Annotated in this window: 23 protein-coding genes; 19 read left to right on the top strand and 4 right to left on the bottom strand. The window is 72.2% G+C overall.

Annotated features, from left to right (window positions below; translation table 11 throughout):
* Nucleotides 1-56: 56 nt before the first annotated feature.
* The 3 genes from ABZY33_RS11960 to ABZY33_RS11950 are packed head-to-tail and all read left to right on the top strand — an operon-like array spanning nt 57 to nt 2,781.
* The gene (locus tag ABZY33_RS11960) at nt 57-938 is read left to right on the top strand and encodes a metal-dependent hydrolase (RefSeq protein ID WP_356491393.1); all 882 of its coding nucleotides are present in this window, start codon (nt 57-59) and stop codon (nt 936-938) included.
* A complete protein-coding gene (locus tag ABZY33_RS11955) occupies nt 935-2,023 on the top strand; it encodes a PDR/VanB family oxidoreductase (RefSeq protein WP_356491392.1) in 1,089 nt (362 codons plus the stop codon). The genes ABZY33_RS11960 and ABZY33_RS11955 overlap by 4 nt, the downstream gene beginning before the upstream one ends.
* Before the next feature lie 41 nt (nt 2,024-2,064).
* Nucleotides 2,065-2,781, top strand: coding sequence for a TetR/AcrR family transcriptional regulator (locus ABZY33_RS11950; RefSeq protein ID WP_356491391.1), 717 nt, complete (start codon nt 2,065-2,067; stop codon nt 2,779-2,781).
* 17 nt (nt 2,782-2,798) lie between these two features.
* On the opposite strand, the gene ABZY33_RS11945 is transcribed toward ABZY33_RS11950, so the two are convergent.
* Nucleotides 2,799-3,149, bottom strand: coding sequence for an isomerase (locus ABZY33_RS11945; protein WP_356491390.1), 351 nt, complete (start codon nt 3,147-3,149; stop codon nt 2,799-2,801).
* A 61-nt stretch (nt 3,150-3,210) separates the two neighbouring features.
* Here ABZY33_RS11945 and ABZY33_RS11940 point away from each other — a divergent pair, with 61 nt between their 5' ends.
* Entirely contained in the window at nt 3,211-3,738 is a 528-nt protein-coding gene (locus ABZY33_RS11940; RefSeq protein WP_356491389.1) for a GNAT family N-acetyltransferase, read from the top strand.
* Here ABZY33_RS11940 and ABZY33_RS11935 read toward each other — a convergent pair.
* Entirely contained in the window at nt 3,698-5,338 is a 1,641-nt protein-coding gene (locus ABZY33_RS11935) for a fused response regulator/phosphatase (protein WP_356491388.1), read from the bottom strand. The genes ABZY33_RS11940 and ABZY33_RS11935 overlap by 41 nt on opposite strands.
* 201 nt (nt 5,339-5,539) lie before the next feature.
* On the opposite strand from ABZY33_RS11935, the gene ABZY33_RS11930 reads away from it, so the two are divergent.
* Together ABZY33_RS11930 and ABZY33_RS11925 are read left to right on the top strand one after the other, a co-directional pair.
* Nucleotides 5,540-6,574, top strand: coding sequence for a LacI family DNA-binding transcriptional regulator (locus tag ABZY33_RS11930; protein ID WP_356491387.1), 1,035 nt, complete (start codon nt 5,540-5,542; stop codon nt 6,572-6,574).
* A 74-nt stretch (nt 6,575-6,648) separates the two neighbouring features.
* Complete coding sequence (locus tag ABZY33_RS11925; RefSeq protein ID WP_356491386.1) at nt 6,649-7,524, top strand: phosphatase PAP2 family protein; 876 nt, start codon at nt 6,649-6,651, stop codon at nt 7,522-7,524.
* Here the strand turns inward: ABZY33_RS11925 and ABZY33_RS11920 are convergent.
* On the bottom strand, nt 7,512-10,532 hold the full coding sequence (locus tag ABZY33_RS11920; RefSeq protein WP_356491385.1) for a bifunctional [glutamine synthetase] adenylyltransferase/[glutamine synthetase]-adenylyl-L-tyrosine phosphorylase: 3,021 nt from the start codon (nt 10,530-10,532) through the stop codon (nt 7,512-7,514). The two genes, ABZY33_RS11925 and ABZY33_RS11920, sit on opposite strands and share 13 nt — an antisense overlap.
* Nucleotides 10,533-10,752: 220 nt before the next feature.
* Between ABZY33_RS11920 and ABZY33_RS11915 the strand changes: the two genes are divergently transcribed.
* The 10 genes from ABZY33_RS11915 to ABZY33_RS11870 all read left to right on the top strand — a co-directional run bounded on the left by ABZY33_RS11915 (nt 10,753) and on the right by ABZY33_RS11870 (nt 17,551).
* The gene (locus tag ABZY33_RS11915) at nt 10,753-11,187 is read left to right on the top strand and encodes a VOC family protein (RefSeq protein WP_356491384.1); all 435 of its coding nucleotides are present in this window, start codon (nt 10,753-10,755) and stop codon (nt 11,185-11,187) included.
* Nucleotides 11,188-11,407: 220 nt separating this feature from the next.
* Complete coding sequence (locus ABZY33_RS11910; RefSeq protein WP_356491383.1) at nt 11,408-12,298, top strand: alkaline phosphatase family protein; 891 nt, start codon at nt 11,408-11,410, stop codon at nt 12,296-12,298.
* Nucleotide 12,299: 1 nt separating this feature from the next.
* On the top strand, nt 12,300-13,751 hold the full coding sequence (locus tag ABZY33_RS11905) for an MFS transporter (RefSeq protein ID WP_356491382.1): 1,452 nt from the start codon (nt 12,300-12,302) through the stop codon (nt 13,749-13,751).
* Nucleotides 13,748-14,773 (top strand): TolB-like translocation protein, encoded by a 1,026-nt coding sequence (locus ABZY33_RS11900; protein ID WP_356491381.1) that lies wholly within the window; start codon nt 13,748-13,750, stop codon nt 14,771-14,773. Before ABZY33_RS11905 ends, ABZY33_RS11900 begins: the two co-directional genes overlap by 4 nt.
* A gap of 3 nt (nt 14,774-14,776) precedes the next feature.
* Nucleotides 14,777-15,196, top strand: a complete 420-nt coding sequence (locus ABZY33_RS11895; RefSeq protein ID WP_356491380.1) for a VOC family protein — start codon at nt 14,777-14,779, stop codon at nt 15,194-15,196.
* Nucleotides 15,197-15,278: 82 nt separating this feature from the next.
* Nucleotides 15,279-15,467, top strand: coding sequence for a type II toxin-antitoxin system Phd/YefM family antitoxin (locus ABZY33_RS11890; protein WP_356491379.1), 189 nt, complete (start codon nt 15,279-15,281; stop codon nt 15,465-15,467).
* Nucleotides 15,468-15,492: 25 nt separating this feature from the next.
* Nucleotides 15,493-15,858 carry a DUF6247 family protein gene (locus ABZY33_RS11885; protein WP_356491378.1) on the top strand — a complete coding sequence of 122 codons (366 nt, stop codon included), beginning with the start codon at nt 15,493-15,495 and terminating at the stop codon, nt 15,856-15,858.
* Nucleotides 15,855-16,178, top strand: coding sequence for a hypothetical protein (locus ABZY33_RS11880; RefSeq protein WP_356491377.1), 324 nt, complete (start codon nt 15,855-15,857; stop codon nt 16,176-16,178). The genes ABZY33_RS11885 and ABZY33_RS11880 overlap by 4 nt, the downstream gene beginning before the upstream one ends.
* Nucleotides 16,179-16,451: 273 nt before the next feature.
* Nucleotides 16,452-17,126, top strand: coding sequence for a hypothetical protein (locus tag ABZY33_RS11875; protein WP_356491376.1), 675 nt, complete (start codon nt 16,452-16,454; stop codon nt 17,124-17,126).
* Nucleotides 17,127-17,134: 8 nt separating this feature from the next.
* Nucleotides 17,135-17,551, top strand: coding sequence for a hypothetical protein (locus tag ABZY33_RS11870; RefSeq protein ID WP_356491375.1), 417 nt, complete (start codon nt 17,135-17,137; stop codon nt 17,549-17,551).
* Nucleotides 17,552-17,839: 288 nt separating this feature from the next.
* Here ABZY33_RS11870 and glnA read toward each other — a convergent pair whose 3' ends face one another.
* Complete coding sequence (gene glnA / locus ABZY33_RS11865; protein WP_356491374.1) at nt 17,840-19,201, bottom strand: type I glutamate--ammonia ligase; 1,362 nt, start codon at nt 19,199-19,201, stop codon at nt 17,840-17,842.
* Nucleotides 19,202-19,472: 271 nt separating this feature from the next.
* On the opposite strand from glnA, the gene ABZY33_RS11860 reads away from it, so the two are divergent.
* From ABZY33_RS11860 to ABZY33_RS11850, 3 genes are all read left to right on the top strand, one after another.
* Nucleotides 19,473-20,147: a DUF3105 domain-containing protein gene (locus tag ABZY33_RS11860; RefSeq protein WP_356491373.1), complete on the top strand. Its 675-nt coding sequence runs from the start codon at nt 19,473-19,475 to the stop codon at nt 20,145-20,147.
* Nucleotides 20,144-20,770, top strand: coding sequence for a DUF305 domain-containing protein (locus ABZY33_RS11855; RefSeq protein ID WP_356491372.1), 627 nt, complete (start codon nt 20,144-20,146; stop codon nt 20,768-20,770). Before ABZY33_RS11860 ends, ABZY33_RS11855 begins: the two co-directional genes overlap by 4 nt.
* Nucleotides 20,771-20,938: 168 nt before the next feature.
* Nucleotides 20,939-22,885, top strand: coding sequence for a S53 family peptidase (locus ABZY33_RS11850; protein ID WP_356491371.1), 1,947 nt, complete (start codon nt 20,939-20,941; stop codon nt 22,883-22,885).
* The last annotated feature ends 227 nt before the right edge of the window (nt 22,886-23,112 follow it).

The raw sequence follows: 23,112 nt of genomic DNA, 5'->3' as shown, positions 1-23,112 counted from the left end.
CGAAAAGTGGGTTCCGGGGGTGGCCCTCGGGTCCTACTCGTCAGTACATTGACGCCATGTCTAATACGCGCGTTCCGCTGAAGGCACGCCAGGTGTCCTTCGCCTGGGACCGGACCCCTTTGCACTGGCTCCCCGGCGACCCCTTCGCCACGCACACCATCAACGTGCTGCACCTGCTGCTGCCCGCGGGCGAGCGCTGGTTCGTGCACGTCTACAAGCAGGCCCTGCCCCTGATCAGGGACGACCGGCTGCGTGCGGACGTCATCGGGTTCATCGGCCAGGAGGCCATGCACGCCCAGGCCCACGACGAGGTGCTGCCCCACCTGAAGGAGCTGGGGCTCGATCCGACGCCGTACACGGCGCAGGTCGACTGGTTCTTCGAGAAGCTGCTCGGCGACCGCACCCTGCCGCCGGGCAAGGCGCGCCGGTGGTGGCTGCTGGAGCGGGTCGCCCTGATCGCGGCGATCGAGCACTACACCGCGTTCCTGGGCAACTGGGTGCTGAACGCCGAGGAGCTGGACCGGCGCGGCGCCGACCCGACCATGCTGGACCTGCTGCGGTGGCACGGCGCCGAGGAGGTCGAGCACCGGTCGGTGGCGTTCGAGCTCTTCGAGCACCTCGACGGCGGCTACCGGCGCCGGGTGCGCACCTGGGCCACCGCGTTCACCGCCCTGGTCTTCCTGTGGCAGCGCGGCGCCCGCTTCTTCATGGCGAACGATCCGACGCTGACCGACGGCAAAGCCGGTTTCAAGGACTTCTACCGGGGCGGCAAGGAGGGCGTGCTGCCCTCGACCGGCGCGATGGTGCGCTCCATACCCCGCTACCTGAGCCGGAGTTACCACCCCGAGCAGGAGGGCTCCACCGCGCAGGCCGTCGCCTACCTCGCCTCCTCCCCCGCGGCGACCGCCGCCGAGGCCCGCACCGGAGCCGCCCGATGAGCCGCCTGGCGGACCCGCACACCTACGTCAAGGCCGCCCTCGTCGCGGGCGCGGCCCAGGTCGTACGCCGCGCGCTGCGCCGCCGCGTGCGCCGCTCGCCGCTGTGGCCGCTGCCCGCGCTGGAGGAGCCGGTCTCGGGGCGGCCGCGGGCCCGCGCGCTGCGGCTGCGCGTCACCCGCCGCGAGGAGGTGGCCGAGGGGGTCGTGCGGCTCCGTCTGGAGGGGGCCGCGCTGCCCCCCTGGGAGCCGGGCGCCCACCTCGATCTCGTCCTGCCCTCCGGGCTCGTACGCCAGTACTCGCTCTGCGGCGACCCGCGGGACACCTCGGCGTACACCGTCGCCACCCGGCTGATCCCGGCGGCCGAGGGCGGCCGCGGCGGCTCGCGCGAGGTGCACGAACAGCTGCGGGACGGCACGGAGGTGGAGGTCCGCGGGGTCCGCAACCGGTTCCCGCTCGATCCGGCCGCGCCCGCCTACCTGTTCGTCGCGGGCGGCATCGGCATCACCCCGGTGCTGCCGATGCTGCGGGCGGCGCAGGCGCGCGGCGCCGACTGGACGCTGCTCTACGGAGGCCGGAGCCGGGCCACCATGCCGTTCCTGGCGGAGATCGAGCGGCTCGCCGCGGACGGCGGCCGGGTGAGCATCGTCGCCCAGGACACCGACGGGCTGCCGGACCTCGCCGCCGCGCTCGCGGCCACCGCGCCGGGCACGGCCGTGTACTGCTGCGGGCCCGAGGGGCTGATGGCGGCGGTGCGCGCGGCGCTGCCGGCCGGGCGGACCCTGCACCTGGAGCGGTTCGCGCCGCGCAACTCCACCGACGGCAACGGCCCCTTCGAGGTCGAGCTGCGGCGCAGCGGCACGGTCCTGGACGTGCCGGCCGGCGGTACGGTCCTGGCGGCGGTCCGCGGCGCGCTGCCGCACGTGGCGTACTCCTGTGAGCAGGGTTTCTGCGGGACGTGCCAACAGCGCGTGCTGGCAGGCGAGATCGACCACCGTGACGAGCTGCTCACCGACGCCGAGCGCGCGGACTCGATGCTCATCTGCGTCTCCCGGGCCCGCGGCGAGCGCCTGGTCCTGGACCTGTAGGGCGGGGAGGGGAGCCGGGTCCGCTCGGTAGAGTGTTCGGTATGACGACCGGGGTGCGGCGCAGAATGGGTGTCGAGGAGCGGCGGCAGCAGTTGATCGGGGTCGCCCTCGAACTGTTCAGCCACCGCTCTCCCGACGAGGTCTCCATCGACGAGATAGCGGCCGCCGCGGGCATCTCCCGGCCGCTGGTCTACCACTACTTCCCCGGCAAACTCAGCCTGTACGAGGCCGCGTTGAAGCGGGCGGCGGAGGATCTCGCGGAGCGGTTCCAGGAGCCGCGCGAGGGGCCGCTCGGCGCGCGGCTGCTGCGCGTGATGGGCCGGTTCTTCGACTTCGTGGACGAGCACGGGCCCGGGTTCTCGGCGCTGATGCGCGGCGGCCCCGCGGTCTCGGCGGGCGGGGCCTGCTCGATGGAGACGGTGTCGGCGACGAACGCGCTGATCGACTCGGTCCGCCAGGCCGCGTACGAGCAGATCCTCGCGCACCTGGACGTCCTGGTGCCGTCCCCGCGCCTGGAGCTGGTGGTCCGCTCGTGGATCTCGCTGGCCGAGGCGACGGCGCTGATCTGGCTGGACGGGCGGCGCATCCCGCGCGCGGAGCTCCAGCTCCAGCTGGTCCACGACTTCGCGGCGCTCGCCGCGGTCAGCGCCGCCTACGACCCGCAGCTCGCCCGGGTGCTGCGGCACACGCTCGCCGACGAGCCGGCCGACGGCCCGTTCGCGGACCTGCTCGCCCGGCTCGCCGCGCTCATGTCCTGAAATTCCCGGGCCGTGGCTCAGCCGAGCGCCGAGCGGTAGGCCGGCGCCAGGTCCCGTACCTCCACGGAGAGATGGACGCCCTGCGCCTCCTTGAGGTGCGCGGGCAGCAGGGCGAGGACGGCCTCGGCCAGCGCCGTCCTGGCCTCCTCGGTGCGGCCGGCGAGCAGGGCGATCTCGATGTGCACCACGCTCGCCTCCTCGGCCGCGTCGCCGACGACCGTCTCCTCGGCGCGCCGGAACCGTGTCTTGCAGGCCGGGATCCGGGCCGCGACGTGCTCGACGCAGGCCCGGTGCACCGCGCCGGCGAGGCCCGGCCGGTCGAGGCGGCCGTCGAGGGCGGCGGAGTGGTCGACGGTGATCACAGGCATGGGTGCTCCGGAGTGAGGGCTGCGGTGAACTGCTGTCACCGCCAGCTTTACGGTGATCGGCATGAGCGCACAACTCTCGTTCCGCGTAGCGGACACCGGCGACCTCGCCACCCTCGTCGCCCTGTACGACGGGGCGGCCCGCTGGATGGTGGAGCAGGGCATCGACCAGTGGCGGCCCGGCGAGAAGGACGAGGCCCACTTCCGGCGGCGGATGGCGGCCGGTGAGGTGTGGCTCGCGGAGGCCGGTGGACAGGCCGCGGGCGGGTACGAGCTGTGGTGGGCGGACGAGCCGGCCTGGGGCGAGCAGCCGCCGGTGGCGGGCTATGTGCACCGCCTCATGGTGCGGCGCGGCGCGCCCGCCGGCTGCGGGGCCGCGCTGCTCGCGCACGCCGAGCGGCGCGTCGCCGGGGCGGGCCGCACGTACTGCCGCCTGGACTGCGTCGCGGACAACCGGCGGCTGCGCGCGTACTACGAGAAGCGGGGTTACGCGGTCGTGGGCGAGCAGCCTTTCAAGGCGGGGGCGGGCGGCAGCGCGTACGCCGTGACGCTCATGGAGAAGCCCGTGACACCGGTGCGGCCGGTGGGCTGAGCCGCAGGGCCAGCAGCGCGATGTCGTCGGCGCGGTCGGCGCCGAAGCGGGACAGGAGCGTGTCGCACAGGGCGTCCGGCGCGGCCGGGGCGGTGCTCGCGGCGGCGCCGAGCTGCGCCATCGAGACGGACAGGTCCGTGCCCCGGGTCTCGATGAGCCCGTCGGTGACCATGAGGAGCCGCTCCCCGGGCGCGAGGACCAGCTCGGTCGGCTCGGGGTGGGGCAGGCCGAGGCCGAGCAGCGGGCCGCGCGCGTCGGCGTAGCGGGCCGGGCCCTGCCGGGGTACGAGCAGGGGCGGGATGTGGCCCGCGTTCGCGAGCTGGGCGCGGCCGGTCGCGGGGTCGACAAGGGCCAGGCAGAGGGTGGCCGAGCTCTCGGGGTGGTAGTGCTGGAACATCCGGTCGAGCCGGGCCACGAGCCGGCCGGGGTTCGGGTCCTCCAGGCTGTACGCGCGCAGCGCGTGCCGGATCTCCACCATGACGGTGGCCGCGTCGAGCGAGTGCCCGACGACGTCCCCGATGCCGACGAGGACGCCCGCGGCGGTGGGCAGCACCGCGTAGAAGTCACCCCCTATCTCCGTCTGCCGGCAGGCCGGCACATAGCGGAAGGCGACGTCGACGCCGGGCAGTTCGGGGAGCTGGGCGGGGAGGAAGCTGCGCTGGAGGGTGAGGGCGACGTGGCGCTCCTGCTCGTACATCAGGAGCGGTTCGGCGGCCAGGGCGGTGGCGCGGGCGAGCTGGGCCACGAGCGCGCCGGTCCGCCCGGCCGGGTCGGGGGCGGCGGGGGTGGCCAGGCAGACGGGGAGGTGGCCGCCGCGGGTGCGGGAGACCACGAGACGGACGTCGCCGGGGCCGAAGTAGGCGGCGGGCCACTCCGCGCCGGACACGACGGTGCTGCTCACCCCGCCGGGGGCGCAGGCCACGCGCCGGGCGAGGGCGGCCGCCTGCTCGCGCGCGACGGCGTCCGGCACCTCGGCGACCACGCCGCTCCGGGACAGTCCGGCGTGCACGTCGCCGTCCTCGGCGAGGACGAAGACGGCGGCGCTCTGCCGGGTGAGCCGGGCGGTGGCGTCGGCGGCGGTGGTGGCCAGTTCGAGCAGGCAGCGTGCTCCCTGGACGTCGACGACCGTCTCGGAGAGCAGGGCGAGCCGGTCGAACTGGCCTTGCGCGTCGGTCAGTTCGCGGGCACCGCGCAGGGCGGCCCGGACGACGGCGCGGATCTCCTCCGGTTCGGCGGGCACGGTCAGGTACGCCTCGCCGCCGGCGTCGAGCGCGCGGCAGCGGTCGCCGGGGCCCGACGGGCGGGCGGAGAAGTGGACGACGGGGATGCCGGCGAGCAGCGGCAGGGCCTTGACGCGGCGGCACAGTTCGAAGCCGCTGAGGTCGGGCAGGCCCACGTCGACCAGGGCCACGTCGGGCAGGGAGCCGGTGCGCAGCCGCGCGTCCAGCTCGACCAGCGCCTCGCCGGCGGAGGCGACGGGCACGACGACGTGGCCGGCCCGGCTCAGCAGGGCGCCCATGGCGTAGCGGTTGGCGGCGGTGTCGTCGACCACCAGGACGGTGCTGCCGTCGGTCCCGGGTCTGTGGGCAGTGGCGTTCACGAGGCGGCCCCTCGGGGCTGTCGGGGCGGGCCCGCGCGGCCCGTCCGCCCCAAACTACCGCCGGGCGGCCCCCGCGGGGCCCTGGTCGGCGCAGCTTCACCGTTCCGGGTGGCGCGCGCCAACGCCGCACAGCGGTACGGCTCTTCCCGCTCCGTTCCCGTTCGGTGGGCAATACGCCAGGTGACCGGTAAGGTCCGTCCCGTGACCGCACGTCTTGCCGACATAGCAGCTCAAGCGGGGGTCAGCGAAGCGACCGTCAGCCGCGTGCTCAACGGCAAGCCCGGGGTCGCCGCGGCCACCCGCCAGTCCGTCCTCGCCGCGCTCGACGTGCTCGGGTACGAGCGGCCGGTGCGGCTGCGCCGGCACAGCGCGGGCCTGGTCGGCCTGATCACCCCCGAGCTGGAGAACCCGATCTTCCCGGCGCTCGCCCAGGTCGTCGTCCAGGCGCTGACCCGGCAGGGGTACACGCCGGTCCTCGCCACGCAGACGCCCGGCGGCTCGACCGAGGACGAGCTGACGGAGATGCTGGTCGACCGGGGGGTCAGCGGGATCATCTACGTGTCGGGGCTGCACGCCGACACGACGGCGGACACCGGGCGCTACGAGCGGCTGCGCGGCCAGGGCGTGCCGTTCGTGCTCGTCGACGGCTTCTCGCCGGCGGTGGCGGCGCCGTTCATCTCGCCGGACGACCGGGCCGCGGCGCGGCTCGCGGTGACGCACCTGGTCTCGCTGGGGCACACCCGGATCGGGCTTGCGCTCGGTCCGCAGCGGTTCGTGCCCGTGCAGCGCAAGATCGAGGGGTTCGTCCGCGCGGCGCAGGAGCTGCTGGCGCTCGACCCGCGGGAGGTGGAGCGCGACCTCGTGCAGCACTCCCTCTACACGCTGGAGGGCGGTCAGGCCGCGGCGGCAGCGCTCCTGGACCGCGGCTGCACGGCGGTGATCTGCGCGAGCGACATGATGGCACTGGGTGCCGTGCGGACGGTGCGCGAGCGGGGCCTGGACGTGCCGGGCGACGTCTCGGTGGTCGGTTTCGACGATTCGCCGCTGATCGCCTTCACCGATCCGCCGCTGACCACGATCCGCAAGCCGGTGCACGCGATGGGTCAGGCGGCCGTCCACACGCTGCTGGAGGAGGTGGGCGGCACTCCGGCGCCGCACAGTGAGTTCGTGTTCATGCCCGAGCTGGTGGTCCGGGGTTCAACCGCTTCGTCCCCCGGGACGCGCCCTCGTCCGTAGGGCGGAGAGGATGCGGTGCGAACCCGCCCGAGGGATGATCGGACGAGGGCCGAAATCTGGCAGACTCTGGGCCTATGGGTGAAACGACCGTGACGACACTGGAAGGCCGACAGGGGCCCACCACCTCACCCATCGCGGACGACCGCGGCGGGGAGCGGGGGCGTGCCTCGCCGCGTTTCCTGCGCCGGCTGCGCACGCCGCGGCGGCCCCGGCTCTGGTTCGAGATCCTGCTCATCGCCGTGAGTTACTGGACCTACTCCCTGATCCGCAACGCGGTCCCGGAGCAGCGGACCCAGGCGCTGCGCAACGCGGACTGGATCTGGAGCGTCGAGCACCAGCTCGGCATCGCCGTCGAGGAGAGCGTCAACTCCGCGGTGAACGGGGTGACTTGGCTCATCGTCGGGATGAACTACTACTACGCGACGCTGCACTTCGTCATCACGCTCGGGGTGCTGGTGTGGCTGTTCCGCTGCCATCCGGGCCGGTACGCGGCCACCCGCATGGTCCTCTTCGCCACCACCGCGGTCGCGCTGGTCGGCTACTACTTCTATCCGCTGGCGCCGCCGCGCCTGATGCCCGGCGGCCACTTCGTCGACACGGTCGCGGTCCACCAGACGTGGGGCTCGATGGCCTCCGGCAACCTGAAGACCATGTCGAACCAGTACGCGGCGATGCCCTCGATGCACATCGGCTGGTCGCTCTGGTGCGGTCTGACGATCTGCGCGCTTGCGTCGGTGCCGTGGGTGCGCGTGCTCGGCCTGCTCTACCCGGCGGCGACCCTCGTCGTCATCGTCGCGACCGCCAACCACTTCTGGCTGGACGCGGTGGGCGGCATGCTCTGCCTGGCGTTCGGCTTCCTGGTGGCGCGGCTGTGGACCGGGTCCCTGCCGTACGCGCTGCCGCGGCTCGTGCCGCCGCCACCGCCCCGCTCCGAGCCCTACGCCCCGTAGAACCGCTCCTCCATCACGGCCCGGGCCCGGCGCGTGGTGCGGCGGTAGTCGTCCAGCATGTCCCCGACGTGGCCGGGGTCGTAGCCGAGGTAGCGGCCGACGGCGGCCAGTTCGCGTCCGTCGGAGGGGAACGTGTCGCCGGCCCGGCCGCGGACCAGCATCACCGCGTTGCGGACCCGGGTCGCGAGGACCCAGGCCTCGTCGAGGATGGCCGCCTCCTGCTCCGCCAGCAGCTCCGCCGCGCAGGCCGCGGCCAGCGCCTGCCGGGTCCGGGTGGTGCGCAGCTCCGCCACCGCGGCGCCGTGCTGGAGCTGGAGCAGCTGGACGGTCCACTCGACGTCGGAGAGGCCGCCGCGGCCCAGTTTCGTGTGCAGGGTGGGGTCGGCGCCGCGGGGCAGCCGCTCGGACTCCATCCGGGCCTTGAGCCGGCGGATCTCGCGCACGGCGTCGTCGCTCAGCCCGTCGGCGGGGTAGCGCAGCGGGTCGGCCAGGCGCAGGAAGTCGGCGCCCAGCTCCGCGTCGCCCGCGACGTGCTCGGCCCGCAGCAGCGCCTGCGCCTCCCAGACCAGGGACCAGCGGCGGTAGTAGGCCTCGTAGGACTTGAGGGTGCGCACGAGGGGGCCGCTCTTGCCCTCGGGGCGCAGGTCCGTGTCGATGAGCAGCGGCGGGTCGGCGCTGGGCAGCGCGAGCAGGCGGCGCATCTCGGAGACGACCTGGTTGGCGGCCCGGGCGGCTTCCTGGTCGTCGGCGCCGTGCTGCGGCTCGTAGACGAAGAGCACGTCGGCGTCGGAGCCGTAGCTCAGCTCGTGGCCGCCGAAGCGGCCCATGCCGATCACCGCGAACCGGGCGGGGAGCCGGTCGCCCCAGCCGTCCCGGACGACGGCGCGCAGGGTACCGGCGATGGTGGCCGCCGTCAGCTCGGAGACGGCGGCGCCGACCCGGTCGACGAGCGCGCCCTGGTCGGCGACGGCCGGGCTCTCCTCGGTCCCGTAGGAGGCGATGATGTCGGCCGCGGTGGTGCGGAACAGTTCGCGGCGGCGTACTCCGCGGGCGGCGGCGACCGCCTGCTCGACGCCGGCTGCGCGGCCGACGGCGGAGAGCACCTCCTGTTCCAGCTGGGCGTGCGGGCGGGGTTCGAGGCCGTGCTGGTCGCCGAGGAGGGCGACCGCCTCGGGGGCGCGCATCAGCAGGTCGGGGGCGAGACGGCCGGCGGACAGCACGCGGGCCAGGTTCTCCGCGGCGGCCCCCTCGTCGCGCAGCAGCCGCAGGTACCAGGGGGTCTTGCCGAGCGCGTCGGAGACCTTGCGGAAGCCGAGCAGGCCCGCGTCGGGGTCGGCCGAGTCGGCGAACCAGCCGAGCAGCACCGGCAGCAGCGTCCGCTGGATGGCGGACTTGCGGGAGACGCCGGAGGCCAGCGCCTCCAGGTGGCGCAGGGCCGAGGTCGGGTCGGCGTAGCCGAGCGCGACGAGCCGCTCGCGGGCCGCCTCGGTGCTCAGCCGGGTCTCGACGGGGGCGAGTTGGGCGACGGCGTCGAGCAGCGGCCGGTAGAAGAGCTTCTCGTGCAGGCGGCGCACGACGGAGGTGTGCCGTTTCCAGGCACGGCTGAGGTCGGTCAGCGGTTCGGTGCGCATGCCCATGGAGCGGCCGATGCGGCGCAGGTCGGCGTCGTCCTCGGGGACCAGGTGGGTGCGGCGCAGCCGGTAGAGCTGGATGCGGTGTTCCAGGGTGCGCAGGAAGCGGTACGCATCGTCGAGCTGCACGGCGTCGACCCGGCCCACGTAGCCGCGCTCCGCGAGGGCCGCGAGGGCGACGAGGGTGGTGCCGCTGCGCAGCGAGGCGTCGGCCCGGCCGTGCACCAACTGCAGGAGCTGCACGGCGAATTCCACGTCGCGCAGGCCGCCGGGGCCGAGCTTCAGCTCGCGGTCGACCTCGCCCGCCGGAATGCCCGCGACGACGCGCTTGCGCATCTTCTGCACGTCGGGCACGAAGTTCTCGCGCTCGGCGGCCTGCCACACCAGCGGCGAGACGGCTTCCAGGTAGGCCGCGCCGAGTTCGGCGTCGCCCGCGACGGGCCGGGCCTTCAGCAGCGCCTGGAACTCCCAGGTCTTGGCCCAGCGCTGGTAGTACGCGAGGTGCGAGGAGAGGGTGCGCACCAGGGGGCCGTTGCGTCCCTCGGGCCGCAGATTGGCGTCGACCGGCCAGATGGTGCCCTCGACGGTGGTCTCGGAGCAGATCCGCATCATGTGGGAGGCGAGCCGGGTCGCGGCCCGGACGGCCTCGCCCTCGTCGGCGCCGTCCGGGCGGGCCGGGCTCTCGGCCGCCTCCGCGACGAAGATGACGTCGACGTCCGACACGTAGTTCAGTTCGTGGCCGCCGCACTTGCCCATCGCGATGACGGCGAGCCGGCACAGTTCGGCGTCGGCGGGGGCCGCCGCGGCGGCGATGGCGAGGGCCGCGCGCAGCGTGGCGGTGGCGAGGTCGGCCAGTTCCGCCGCCGTCTGCACGATGTCGGTGGTGCCGCAGACGTCCCGGGCGGCGATGGAGAGCAGGCACCGCCGGTAGCCGACGCGCAGCGCGTCGGGGTCGGTGGCGTCGGCGAGGCCGCGCTCGAACTCCGCCACACCGGGGTGCAGATCACGGTGCTCGTAGGTGACGAGGGCCTGCCAGTCGGCCGGGTGGCGGGCGAGGTGGTCGGCGAGGGCCTCGGAGGCGCCGAGGACGCCGAGGAGGCGGTCGCGCAGCGGTTTGGCGGTGATGAGGGTGTCGAGGAGTTCGCGCCGGCCCGCGTCGCCGTCCAGCCGCTCCTGCGCCTCGACCAGCCGGACCAGGCCGAGCAGCGCCAGGTCGGGGTCGGCGGTGGCGCCGAGCGCGTCCAGGAGCAGCGGGTCACCGCGGACGGCGGAGAGGGCGGGGGTGTCGAGCAGCCGCTCCGCACCGGACGGGTCGGTGAACCCGTGCCGCAGCAGTCGCGTGAAGGTACTGCTCCTGCGCCCTTGCGGCACCGACATCGTCCGGTCTCCCGTTCCACGCTCGGGCGGCGGCCGGCCCGTGTCGATCACCGCCGGTCATGAGCCTACGACTTCCCCGATGAGTTCTGCCCGCGGGCACGGTCCTCCTTCGGCGGCGACGATACGCAGAGGGTGCCCGGACCCGGCTCCCCGGGGCCGCGCGGCCCCGCCGTCGTGACCGTCGCACCGTGCCGCCCATCGCTCCTGGAAGGACAGTTCCATGGAATGGACCCTTGAGGTCGTCGTCGTGCCCGTGTCCGATGTGGACCGGGCCAAGGCCTTCTACGCCGACCAGGTCGGCTTCAAGGTCGACGTGGACAGCCAGGTCGCCCCCGGTATCCGCATCGTGCAGCTCACCCCGCCCGGCTCGCGCTGCTCGATCACCCTCGCCGAGGGCCTGCCCGGCTCGCCCGGCCAGTCGGGGATGGCGCCCGGCTCGCTGCGCGGCCTCCAGCTGTGCGTGACCGACATCGCGGCGGCCCGCGCGGAGCTGGTGGCGCGCGGCGTGGAGGTGAGCGCGGTGCAGCATCCCGGCCCGGCGGGGTGGACGGAGGGCCCTGGCGAGGGGGAGTGGAACGCGTTCATGTTCTTCCAGGACCCGGACGGGAACGGCTGGACGGTGCAGGAGGCGCCGGCGCCGCTCGCCCAGCGGTGAGCGGCCCGGGGCTGGGGGGGGAGGCGCCGGGGTGAGGCGCCGGGGTGAGGCGCCGGGGGGGGGATGAGATGCGGGCGCCCCGCGTGACGCCGGTGCCGAGGAATTCACCCGGGCTTCATCCTGCGGGCCGGATCACGTGACGCGGCGGCGTCTTGGCGTGTGCATGCTCTGGCGGCACCGCCAAGATCCCCGTCCCCTCCCCCGCAACCGGAGGTCTCACGTGCCCGGCAGATCACTCCTCAGGCGCGCCCGCGGCAAGGTCCTCGCCTCGGCCCTCGCCCTGGCGGCGGCCGCCACCGGCAGCTGGCTCGCCCTCACCGGCACCTCGCCCGCGCACGCCGCGGCGGCCGTCCCCACCCCGGACCACACGGTCGTCGTGGTCTTCGAGAACCACGCGTACAGCCAGGTCATCGGCGCGTCCAGCGCCCCGTACATCAACAGCCTGAAGTCCGGCGGCGCCAACCTCACGGCCTCGTACGCCGAGACCCACCCCAGCCAGCCCAACTACTTCGCCCTCTTCTCCGGCTCCACCCAGGGCATCACGGACGACAGCTGCTACACGCCCGGCTTCTCCTCCGCCCCGAACCTCGCCTCGGAGCTGATCGCCGCGGGCAAGAGCTGGGGCAGTTACAACGAGGGCCTGCCGAGCCAGGCTTCGACGACCTGTTCCTCCGGCGACTACGCCCGCAAGCACAACCCGTGGTTCGGGTTCAAGAACGTACCCACGTCGTCGGCGAAGACCTTCGCCCAGTTCCCGGCGGACTACGCGACGCTCCCCCAGGTCTCCTTCGTCGTCCCCGACCTGTGCAGCGACATGCACGACTGCTCGGTGGCGACCGGTGACACCTGGCTGAAGAACAAGCTGGGCGCCTACGCGACCTGGGCCAAGACCCACAACAGCCTGCTGGTCGTCACCTTCGACGAGGACAACCGGCTCAGCGGCAACAAGATCCCCACGGTGCTCTACGGCCAGCGGGTGACGGCGGGCGCCACCTCCGCCACCACGTACAACCACTACGACCTGCTGCGCACCATCGAGTCCATGCACGGCCTGCCGCACGCGGGCAACGCCGCCAGCGGCAAGGACATCACCGGCGTCTGGACCTCGTGACATGTACGTAGCGGACAGCCGCGCCGCCACACCGGCGGCGCCCCCGTCCGCGGAGCCCGCCGCCCGGCCCCGTGCCGGGCGGCGGCGCGCCGTGGGCCCCACCGTGCTCGCCCTCGGCACGGTCAGCCTGATCACCGACGTCTCCTCCGAGATGGTCACCGCGGTGCTTCCGCTGTACCTGGTGGCGGGGCTCGGCCTCAGTCCGCTCGGCTTCGGCCTCCTGGACGGCGTCTACAACGGTTTCTCGGCGCTGGTGCGGCTGGTCGGCGGCCACCTCGCGGACCGGGGCGGCGGCCGCCACAAGACGGTGGCGGTCCTCGGGTACGGGCTCTCGGCCCTGTGCAAGCCGCTGCTTCTGGTGGCCGGCTCACTCCCGCTGATCGGCGCCGTCCTCGCGGCGGACCGCACCGGCAAGGGCCTGCGCACCGCCCCGCGCGACGCGCTGATCTCCCTGTCGAGCGAACCGGCCGCGCGGGGGCGGGCGTTCGGCGTGCACCGGGCGATGGACACGACGGGGGCGCTGCTCGGGCCGCTGGCGGCGTTCCTGATCCTGCGCCACGCCGTGGACGGGTACGACGCCGTGTTCACGGTGAGCTTCTGCGCGGCGGTGCTCGGGGTCGTGGTGCTGGTCCTGTTCGTCCCGTCGGCGTCACGCTCTGGTGGGGGTGGGGGGCCTGTGCGGGGCGGGGGGCCGGTGTGGGGGGCGAGTACGCGGGCCCGGAGTGCGAGTACAGGTACCCGGGACGCGGGTACGCGGGTGCGAGACGCGAGTACAGGTACCCGGGGTGCGAGTACGCGGACCCCGGACGCGAGCCCCGCCCCCGAGACGGCACCGTCCCCGAACACCGAGCCCCGCCCCACCCTCCGCGCGGCCCTCGCGCTCCTGCGCCACCGGGAGATCCGCCGCATCGCGCTCTGCGCGCTCCTCCTCGGCCTCGCCACGGTCAGCGACTCCTTCGTCTACCTCCTCCTGCAACGCCGGCTCGGCGTCCCGGAGCGCTGGTTCGCGCTGCTCCCCCTCGGCACCGCGGCGGCCTTCCTGCTGCTCGCCGCTCCGCTGGGCCGCGTCGCCGACCGGATCGGCGCCTGGCGCGTCTTCCTGGGCGGCCACGCCGCGCTGCTCGCCGCGTACGCCCTCCTCCTCACGCACGGGACCGGCGCCGCGCTCCCCTACGCCGTCCTGCTCCTGCACGGCACGTTCTACGCGGCGACCGACGGCGTCCTGATGGCGGCGGCCTCCACCGGCATCCCGGACGGCCTGCGCTCCTCGGGCCTGGCCGTGGTCCAGACGGGCCAGGCGCTCGCCCGGTTCGTCTGCTCCCTCGGCTTCGGCGCCGCCTGGACGGCCTTCGGCGACCGCCCGGCGCTCGGCGCGGCCGCCGTCCTGCTCACCGCGTGCGGAGCGGTGTCGTACGCCTACCGCCCCCGCGCCCCCAGGAAGGCGGCCGCATGACCACCCGCAGCAGACTCACGATCCTCCTGGCCGCGGTCCTCGCGCTGGCCGCGGTGGCCACGGCGGCGATCCTGCACGCCTCGGCCCGCGCGGACCGGCGCGACCAGGCACGGCCCGGCGGCCCGGCCGTCACCGCGGGCCAGGTCCGGCTCACCCCCGGCGCCCACCGCCTGGTCTTCCGCAACATGGCCTGGGGCCCGCACCGCGACGAACTCGCCACGACCCCGGCGGCGACCCCGGCAGCCACCCGTACGGCCACCCGGAGCGGGGTCAAGTGCCTGCGTTTCTACGCGAGTCCGGGTACGGGCATCTGCCTCCAGGCGGTGCACGGCACCCTGGCCGACACCTACCGGGCCACGGTGCTCGACGCCGGCCTGCACGCGAAGGCGCACTATCCGGTGCCGGGCATCCCGTCGCGGGCGCGGGTGTCGCCGAGCGGGCGGTACGCGGCGTGGACGGCGTTCGTCGGCGGTGACAGCTACGCGGGCACGAACTTCTCCACGCGGACGGCGGTCGTGGACACGGCGACCGGAAAGCTGACCCCGACCCTGGAGGCGTACACGATCGTCAAGGACGGTCACGCCTACCGGGCGGCCGACGTGAACTTCTGGGGCGTCACCTTCGCCGCGGACGACCGGCACTTCTACGCCACACTCGCCACGGGCGGCAAGACGTACCTGGTCCGCGGCGACCTGCGCACCCGTACCGTCACCACGCTCCGCACGAACGTCGAGTGCCCCTCGCTCTCCCCCGACGGCACGCGGATCGCGTACAAGAAGCGCGTCACCGGCCTCTCCCCCGACGCGCCCTGGCGGCTGTACGTACTGGACCTGGCGACCCTGCGCGAGACCCCGCTGGCGGAGACCCGCAGCGTCGACGACCAGGCGGTGTGGAGCGACGCCCGGCACGTGACGTACGCGCTGCCCGGGGACTACGGGGCCGACCTGTACACCGTTCCGGCGGACGGCACGGGAGCCGCGCGCCGCCTCCTGACAGCCGCGGTCTCCCCCGCCTACCTTTGACCGATGGACATGACCCTGGAAGTCATCCCGCTGCCCGTGTCGGACCTGGACCGGGCGAAGTCCTTCTACGTCGACAAGGTCGGCTTCCGCTGCGACGTCGACCGCGAGCTGATGCCCGGCACCCGCATCGTCCAGCTGACCCCGCCGGGTTCAGGCTGCTCGATCGTCCTGGCGGCGGGCATCCCCCTCCCGACCGGCACCCCCGCCCCCGGCACCTACCACGGCCTCCAACTCGTCGTGAGCGACATGGAGACCGCCCGCGCCGAACTCGTGGCCCGCGGCCTCGACGTCTCCGACCCGGTCCGGTTCGGCGAGGACGACGGCGGCACGTTCGCCTACTTCACGGACCCGGACGGGAACGGGTGGGCGATCCAGGAGTACCGCAAGCGGGCGACGGTACCGCTGCGGGACGCGCTTCAGTAGGTTCGGCCGGTGGCGCTGCTGGTTCCCTCTGGAATCGCCCGGCACCAAGGGCAACTATGATAGTTGTTATACTCTCGCGCCCATGGAGACGAAGACGTACACGACCATCGACCTTCGCAAGGGGATGGGCGAGATCCTGGACAGGACCCGGATCGCCGGCGAGGCCGCTGCCATCACGCGTAAGGGGAAGACGGTCGCCTACCTGGTACCGGCCGAGTGGTTCGAGCAGATGGCCCCTCAGCAACGGTCGCACTCGCACGACGCGGCCTGACCTCTCACATCTAGGAGCCCGCCCCATGCCCGCCCATGCGCTCCACTCCGAGGGATACGAGGGGGAACCCCGGCGGTTGCCGCCCATGCCCGAGCACACGCCTCAGGCCCTCCGGTTGGCCATCCAGGAGCACACCCCGCACCTCCTCCCGGATTTCGAGGCCCACTGGAAGCGCGTCATCGGTGACGCCTTCAACATCACTCCGGTGCCGGCCTTCATGCGCCTGTGGTGGACGCAGTACGCCATCGCACGTGATCCGGCCCTCGACTCCCACCTCCGCGACCTCGAAGCCCGCGCGGCCAAGTCCGAAGACCCCGAGGAATCCAGCCGGCTCCTGGAGGAGTACAGCCGCCTGCGGCACGAAGCTGCCGAGAGGAAGCCCGGAGAGTGATCGACGAACCACCCCGGCCGCCCTGGCAGATGGACTGGACGAAACAGGCCGAGCACGACTTCCAGAACATGCCCGCCGAAGGCAGCGACCTGATCATGAGCGCCCGGGCGGAACTGGTCACGGCCGAGGACCCGTACTTCCGCGGCATCGACGCCGACGCCTCGCTCCCGCATTGGATGACCGTCCGCCCACTGGCCTCCACCAGCCCCGGCGGCCCGCACATCGCGGACCTGGCCGGTGGGCGCGGCTGGCTCATCTACACCTTCATGCGCCGGCACGCCGACCCACAGATCGTCGTCACAGAAACCTTCTGGGCCTGAACGAGGCAGAGGAGCGGCGACAGGCAGCACCGGCGGATTCTCCGCAGTTGCGACCGTTACTGGTCATCGATGGTCGTTGCGGGCCGACCTCTGACGGCCCGCAAGGACGGTCCAAAATTCACTAAGATCCTCATGAAGGCTTTTGGTGAACTGCGCTACAGCACCGTGGAGTTGAGTCGGGGGGACATGGAAACTGCTCGGATCCTGTTCGGGTTGGCCGCCGCCGTTCTAGTGCCCTGGGGGGTCGGCTGGCAGCGCTCACACCCTTGGGCAATGATCCTTTTCACTGCGGCATTCGGGGGACTCACGGTCGGTCCGTTCTGGGCCCAGGACAGACCATGGCTGGCCCTCATCGCAGTGATTCTGCTCGCAGCCTCGGTGGTCTTCCTGTACAACTCCTCCGGCCTCCCCACAGCGGGCTTCTCCGTCACCATCCCCAACATCATCGGCTCGGTGCCGGCCTCAAGGCGCATCGGTGTCGGCCTGTTCGGTGCAGCAGCAGTCGTGTCCCTCTGGGTCGCCGGCGCGAAGACAAAATCGCTGGCCAAGGAGCTACTAATCAGCGACAAAGCGACTATCGTCATGTCCGCTGGCCTCATTGCCGTCTTCGCGGGCGGACCGCTGGCGATGGCTGCAACCTCGGCTGTGCGCCGGCAGGTGGCTGCGCTGCCGCAGACAGATCCCCAGCGGCAACTCGCCGAGGAATTCATGACTGGCAGCCGCGGTATCGGGCTCCTGGAGCGAGCCCTCATGTTCGCCTTCCTTGCTGCTGGCCAACCGGATGCAGCGGCCCTCGCGCTGACCGCCAAGTCTCTGGCGCGCGGGCCCTCCTCCGACCATGGCAGGTACGCGTCCGAGTACTTCCTGCTCGGTACCCTGGCGAGTGTCATCGCATCGTTGGCTCTGAGCATGGCTGCTCGCGCGGCAATCGGACTATCTGTCCTGTAGGGGGCGCAGTGGAGCTGCACACACATCCGTTGATGGTGAAACTGCGGTCCCTCCAGCTCCCCGTATCTGACTTTGTTGTGGCAGGCAGCGGCCCTCTACTTGCCCACGGTCTCAGAGAAGATGTGGGCGATCTCGATCTAGTCGCCCGGGGAACGGCATGGAAGATTGCTCTCGGCCTATCCGACCCAGTGCCGACGGCATCCGGATGTGGTCGCAGGATCCTGCTCTTCGATGGCGCCGTAGAGGTATTCGACCAGTGGCTTCCGGGCACCAACGGTCCGGATGAGTTGATCGACGGAGCAGAGTTCATCGACGGAATCCCGTTCTGCCCACTCCAAGAGGTACTCGCCTGGAAGAAGCGCTCGACCAGGGACAAGGACCGAATGGACATCGCGCTGATCACGAACTTCCTGCAAGGCTCGTAGCCGGCCCTGAGTTACACGATCCTGTCCCTACCGGTAAGCAGATGCGGTAAGTCGTTCGACGTCGTCCAGCTGACGTTAGGTCGATTCGTAGTGGCGACGCGGGGTCGCGACAGGTGCGTGTGTGCGTCGCACCACGTACGTGTGGGCCTGTCGCTGGGGCTCGGCGGTACGCGGACCAGCGACCCCCAGACCACAGACGGCGAACCTGCACCGCACGCAATGGGGCCGCCGGTCACAGACCGACGGCCCCGAAGACTCGGCGCGGTGGGAAACCGCTCCGACCGGCACTTACAACACCGGCAGATTCTTCCGCAGCTCGAACGCCGTCACCTCGGAGCGGTACTCCTCCCACTCCTGCTTCTTGTTGCGCAGAAAGAAGTCGTACACGTGCTCCCCCAGCGTCTCCGCGACCAGTTCGGAGCGTTCCATCAGGGTGATGGCCTCGCCGAGGTTCTGAGGGAGGGGTTCGATGCCCATCGCGCGGCGTTCCGCGTCGGAGAGGGCCCAGACGTCGTCGTCGGCGCCCGGCGGGAGTTCGTAGCCCTCTTCGATGCCCTTGAGGCCGGCGGCGAGGAGGACGGCGTAGGTGAGGTAGGGGTTGGCGCCGGAGTCGATCGAGCGGACCTCGACGCGGGCCGAGCCGGTCTTGCCGGGCTTGTACATGGGGACCCGGATGAGGGCGGAGCGGTTGTTGTGGCCCCAGCAGATGTAGGAGGGGGCCTCGCCGCCGGCGCCCGCGGTGCGCTCGGAGCCGCCCCAGATGCGCTTGTAGGAGTTGACCCACTGGTTGGTGACCGCGGAGATCTCCGCCGCGTGCTTCAGCAGGCCCGCGATGAAGGAGCGCCCCACCTTGGAGAGCTGGTACTCGGCGCCCGACTCGTAGAACGCGTTCCGGTCGCCCTCGAAGAGCGAGAGGTGGGTGTGCATGCCCGAGCCCGGGTACTCCGAGAACGGCTTCGGCATGAACGTCGCATTGACCCCCTGCTCCAGCGCGACCTGCTTCATGACCAGGCGGAACGTCATGATGTTGTCGGCCGTGGAGAGCGCGTCGGCGTAGCGCAGGTCGATCTCCTGCTGGCCGGGGGCGCCCTCGTGGTGGCTGAACTCGACCGAGATGCCCATCGATTCGAGCATGGTGATCGCCTGGCGGCGGAAGTCCATGCCCACGTTCTGCGGGGTGTGGTCGAAGTAGCCGGAGTTGTCGGCCGGGGTGGGGCGCGAGCCGTCCAGCGGCTTGTTCTTGAGCAGGAAGAACTCGATCTCGGGGTGGGTGTAGAAGGTGAAGCCGAGGTCGGAGGTCTTGGCGAGGGCGCGCTTGAGGACGTAGCGCGGGTCGGCGAAGGACGGGGAGCCGTCGGGCATCAGGATGTCGCAGAACATCCGGGCGGTGCCGGGGGCCTCCGCGCGCCACGGCAGGACCTGGAAGGTGCCCGGATCCGGCTTGGCGATCATGTCGGACTCGTAGACCCGGGCGAAGCCCTCGATGGCGGAGCCGTCGAAGCCGATTCCCTCGTCAAACGCCTGTTCCAGCTCGGCGGGGGCCACGGCCACCGACTTGAGGAAGCCCAGCACATCCGTGAACCACAGACGTACGAACCGGATGTCGCGCTCCTCAAGCGTCCGGAGCACGAATTCCTGCTGCTTGTCCATCTTCCGCTTCCACCCATCCTTGCTGGTCGGGCCACCTGCTCCGGGGACGCCGAGGGGCCCGGACACATCCCACCACACGCCCGTTTCGTACACGTTGCCGACCTTGATCGTCTCTGATCGGGCGGCGTCGTGCTCATAGTGCCTGCTGCACCCCTCAGGGCCATAGTGCCTGCCGGGCGCGGGACGGACGACAGCACCTCCCGCGGAGCCGGTTCCTCCCACTACGATCAGCAGGCTCGCCCGTCACATCCTTTTCCCCGAAGGACACATCATGGGTTCCGCCAAGAAGACCTCTCCCGCCCCCGCCCGGGACCGCAGGGACCGTATAGAGGAGATGCGCCGTGCCGAGCGCTCCCGCGCCCGCCGCGGCCGGATCCTCGTCGTCTCGGTGAGCACGGTCGTCGTGGCCGCCCTGATAGGAGTGGGTGCCTGGGCGGTGACCAGGAGCGGGGACGACGACGGTGGCAAGACCGACGCCAAGGGCGCCTCCGGTCACTTCACGTACGCCAAGGACGGCGTCGGCACCTGGAGCGGGAAGCTCGGCCGCACCCACGTCACCAAGAAGGTGGCGTACCCGATGAACCCGCCGGTCGGCGGCGACCACAACCCGGTCTGGATGAACTGCAACGGCGACGTGTACACCAAGGCGATCCCGGACGAGAACGCCGTGCACGCCCTGGAGCACGGGTCCGTCTGGGTGACGTACAACGACAAGGCCGCCGGCGCCGACGTGCAGGCCCTGGCCGCCAAGGTCAAGCAGACGCCGTACTCGCTGATGAGCCCGGTGCGGGACCAGAAGGACCCGATCATGCTCAGCGCCTGGGGCCACCAGCGGACCGTGAAGAGCGCCACCGACCCGGCGGTCGCCTCGTTCTTCGCCACGTTCGTGCAGGGCAAGCAGACCCCGGAGCCGGGCGCCTCCTGCACGGGGGGCCTGTCCCGGTGAGGCGCACCACCGGATGGCTGGTCTCCGTGGCCGCGGCGGTGGCCGTGGCCTCGGGGGCGGTCACGTACGCCGTCGCCGACGGGGACGGCGGCCCCGCCGACCTGAAGGTGCCGGCGGCCGAGTCCGCGGACGCCGGGTTCGCGCGGGACATGGCCGTGCACCACCAGCAGGCCGTCGAGATGTCGTTCATCGTGCGCGACCGCACGAAGGACGAGGAGGTGCGCCGGCTCGCCTACGACATCGCGCAGACCCAGGCCAACCAGCGCGGCATGCTGCTCGGCTGGCTCGACCTGTGGGAGCTGCCGAAGGTGTCGCAGAAGGCCCCGATGGCGTGGATGGGGATGGGGGACGCGCCCGTCGGCGAGGACGGCGCGCTGATGCCCGGCATGGCGACGAACACGCAGCTCGCCGCGCTCGGCAAGGCCAGTGGCCGGCGGGCCGAGATCATGTACCTGCGGCTGATGACCGCCCACCACAAGGGCGGGGTGCACATGGCCGAGGGGTGTGTGCGGCGGTGCGTGGTCGGCGCGGAGAAGCGGCTCGCGCGCGGGATGGTGGCCTCGCAGGAGTCGGAGATCGACCTCATGACGGGGATGCTGAAGGACCGCGGCGCGAAGCCATGAGGCCGCGTACGGTCAAATGGGTTGATCCCGACCAGACTTGCGGCGACTTGACGCCTTCTTGATCGATCCATTCCCCCGGCGTGAACGGTTCCTGGCCAGAGTGAAGCCCTCTGTGGGTGCACCCACCCGTGCACCTCACCCAGGGGTTCCATGAGACCAGGGGGTTCTATGAGATCCATCCGCGGCACCCGCCGCACCCGTGCCGGCCTGAGCCTGGCGGCGACCCTGCCGCTGCTCGCCGGCGCGATCGCCCTCGCCGCTCCGGCCGCCCAGGCCGACTCCGGCCGCGCCACGCTCTCCGGCACCAAGCCGCTGTGGGCCACCGGCACGGCCGACCGGGGCGCCACCGCCGACGGCAACAAGGTCACGGCCCGCGTCTACCTCGCGGGCCGGGACGCCGCCGGACTGGCCGCGTACGCGAAGGCCGTCTCCGACCCGTCCTCGCCCTCGTACGGGAAGTACCTGGACGCGAAGCAGGCGCAGGAACGGTTCGGCGCGTCGAAGGCGCAGATAGCCGAGGTCACGGCGTGGCTGAAGTCCTCGGGCCTGACCGTGACCGGCAGCAGTGAGCACTACCTGACGGTGTCGGGTGACGTGGCCGCGGCCGAGAAGGCGTTCGGCACGCAGCTGCACAACTACACCAAGGGCACGCACACCTACCGCGCCCCGTCCGGCGCCGCGTCCGTGCCGGCCTCGCTGCACGGCGCCGTGCTGACCGTGACCGGTCTGGACAGCGCCCCGCACAAGGCGGACCACCAGGACGAACTGCCGCCGCCGGACGCGGTGTTCCGCAACTCGGGACCGTTCTCCTCGTACTTCGGCTCGAACATCGCAACGAACCTGCCCGCGGCCGGCGGCAAGAAGGTGCCGTACGCCGTCAAGGGGTACACCGGCAAGCAGCTGCGCTCCGCCTACGGCGCGGGCAAGGCCACCGGCAAGGGCGTGCGGGTGGCGATCACCGACGCGTACGCCTCGCCGACCATCGCGCAGGACGCCGAGAAGTACGCGCGCAAGCACGGTGACGCGGCCTACGGCGACGGGCAGCTGAACCAGATCCTGCCGAAGAAGTACACCAAGACCGAGGAGTGCGGCGCGGCCGGCTGGTACGGCGAGGAGACCCTCGACGTCGAGGCCGTGCACGCGGTGGCGCCGAAGGCGGACATCACCTATGTCGGTGCCGCGTCCTGCTACGACGACGACCTGCTCGACTCGCTGAGCACCGTCGTCGACAAGCACCTCGCCGACATCGTCTCCAACTCCTGGGGCGACATCGAGGCCAACCAGACGCCGCAGCTCGCCGCCGCGTACGACCAGGTCTTCCAGCGCGGCGCGATCGAGGGCATCGGCTTCTACTTCTCCTCCGGCGACAACGGCGACGAGGTCGCCAACACCGGTACGAAGCAGGTCGACACGCCCGCGAACTCGGCGTGGGTGACGGCGGTCGGCGGTACGTCGCTGGCCGTCGGCAAGGGCGACACGTACCAGTGGGAGACCGGCTGGGGCACCCTGAAGGCGAACCTGTCGGCCGACGGCAAGCGCTGGACCGACTACCCGGGGGCGTACACCTCCGGTGCGGGTGGCGGCACCAGCAAGACCGTCGCGCAGCCCTTCTACCAGAAGGGTGTCGTGCCCAGCCGGCTGGCGCGGGCCAACGGCGGCCTGAACCGGGTCGTCCCGGACATCTCCGCCATCGCCGACCCCAACACCGGGTTCCTGGTGGGCCAGACCCAGACGCTGCCCGACGGGTCGCAGGGGTACGACGAGTACCGCATCGGTGGTACGTCGCTGGCGGCGCCGGTGATCGCGGGGGTGCAGGCCCTTGCGCAGCAGGAGCGGGGCGGTCGGGCGATCGGGTTCGCCAACCCGGCCATCTATGACCGGTACGACGCGCATGGGTCGCGGGTCTACCACGATGTGACGGACCACCCGGTGAAGGGTGACCTCGCGGTGGCGCGGGTGGACTTCGCCAACAGTGTGGACGCGTCTGAGGGGCTGCTCACGTCTGTGCGGAGTCTGGGTGACGATGCGTCGCTCAAGGCGGTGCGGGGGTATGACGATGTCACCGGGGTCGGGTCGCCGGCGCCGGGGTATGTGAGCTCGTACGGTCGTCGCTGATCACTAGCGGTGCGCCCCGGGCGGTCGCGGGTCCGATCGACCCTCCGCCCGTACTCCGATCGGCCTCCGCCCAGCGGGGGCCGATCGCGCAGTTCCCCGCGCCCCTGGGCGGTACTTCGTCTGCGGGTCCGGTGGGGCTTCTCGCGCAGTTCCCCGCGCCCCTGAGATGCGCACTTCGTGCGCCATCTCATCGGGCTCTCCGGCGGCACCCAGACCAAGTGGTTCGA

This window comes from Streptomyces sp. NPDC006552, assembly GCF_040611655.1.
Lineage (GTDB): Bacteria > Actinomycetota > Actinomycetes > Streptomycetales > Streptomycetaceae > Streptomyces.
This window is presented reverse-complemented; position numbering and strand designations above follow the sequence as displayed.

What these genes read in the sequence shown, in the direction of transcription:
- ABZY33_RS11945 (WP_356491390.1), bottom strand. Translation starts at nt 3,149, where the DNA reads ATGCCTGTGATCACCGTCGACCACTCCGCCGCCCTCGACGGCCGCCTC.
- ABZY33_RS11915 (WP_356491384.1), top strand. Translation starts at nt 10,753, where the DNA reads ATGGAATGGACCCTTGAGGTCGTCGTCGTGCCCGTGTCCGATGTGGAC.
- ABZY33_RS11895 (WP_356491380.1), top strand. Translation starts at nt 14,777, where the DNA reads ATGGACATGACCCTGGAAGTCATCCCGCTGCCCGTGTCGGACCTGGAC.
- glnA (WP_356491374.1), bottom strand. Translation starts at nt 19,201, where the DNA reads ATGGACAAGCAGCAGGAATTCGTGCTCCGGACGCTTGAGGAGCGCGAC.
- ABZY33_RS11860 (WP_356491373.1), top strand. Translation starts at nt 19,473, where the DNA reads ATGGGTTCCGCCAAGAAGACCTCTCCCGCCCCCGCCCGGGACCGCAGG.
- ABZY33_RS11960 (WP_356491393.1), top strand. Translation starts at nt 57, where the DNA reads ATGTCTAATACGCGCGTTCCGCTGAAGGCACGCCAGGTGTCCTTCGCC.
- ABZY33_RS11940 (WP_356491389.1), top strand. Translation starts at nt 3,211, where the DNA reads ATGAGCGCACAACTCTCGTTCCGCGTAGCGGACACCGGCGACCTCGCC.
- ABZY33_RS11925 (WP_356491386.1), top strand. Translation starts at nt 6,649, where the DNA reads ATGGGTGAAACGACCGTGACGACACTGGAAGGCCGACAGGGGCCCACC.
- ABZY33_RS11955 (WP_356491392.1), top strand. Translation starts at nt 935, where the DNA reads ATGAGCCGCCTGGCGGACCCGCACACCTACGTCAAGGCCGCCCTCGTC.
- ABZY33_RS11875 (WP_356491376.1), top strand. Translation starts at nt 16,452, where the DNA reads ATGATCCTTTTCACTGCGGCATTCGGGGGACTCACGGTCGGTCCGTTC.
- ABZY33_RS11920 (WP_356491385.1), bottom strand. Translation starts at nt 10,532, where the DNA reads ATGTCGGTGCCGCAAGGGCGCAGGAGCAGTACCTTCACGCGACTGCTG.
- ABZY33_RS11890 (WP_356491379.1), top strand. Translation starts at nt 15,279, where the DNA reads ATGGAGACGAAGACGTACACGACCATCGACCTTCGCAAGGGGATGGGC.
- ABZY33_RS11850 (WP_356491371.1), top strand. Translation starts at nt 20,939, where the DNA reads ATGAGATCCATCCGCGGCACCCGCCGCACCCGTGCCGGCCTGAGCCTG.
- ABZY33_RS11950 (WP_356491391.1), top strand. Translation starts at nt 2,065, where the DNA reads ATGACGACCGGGGTGCGGCGCAGAATGGGTGTCGAGGAGCGGCGGCAG.
- ABZY33_RS11905 (WP_356491382.1), top strand. Translation starts at nt 12,300, where the DNA reads ATGTACGTAGCGGACAGCCGCGCCGCCACACCGGCGGCGCCCCCGTCC.
- ABZY33_RS11885 (WP_356491378.1), top strand. Translation starts at nt 15,493, where the DNA reads ATGCCCGCCCATGCGCTCCACTCCGAGGGATACGAGGGGGAACCCCGG.
- ABZY33_RS11900 (WP_356491381.1), top strand. Translation starts at nt 13,748, where the DNA reads ATGACCACCCGCAGCAGACTCACGATCCTCCTGGCCGCGGTCCTCGCG.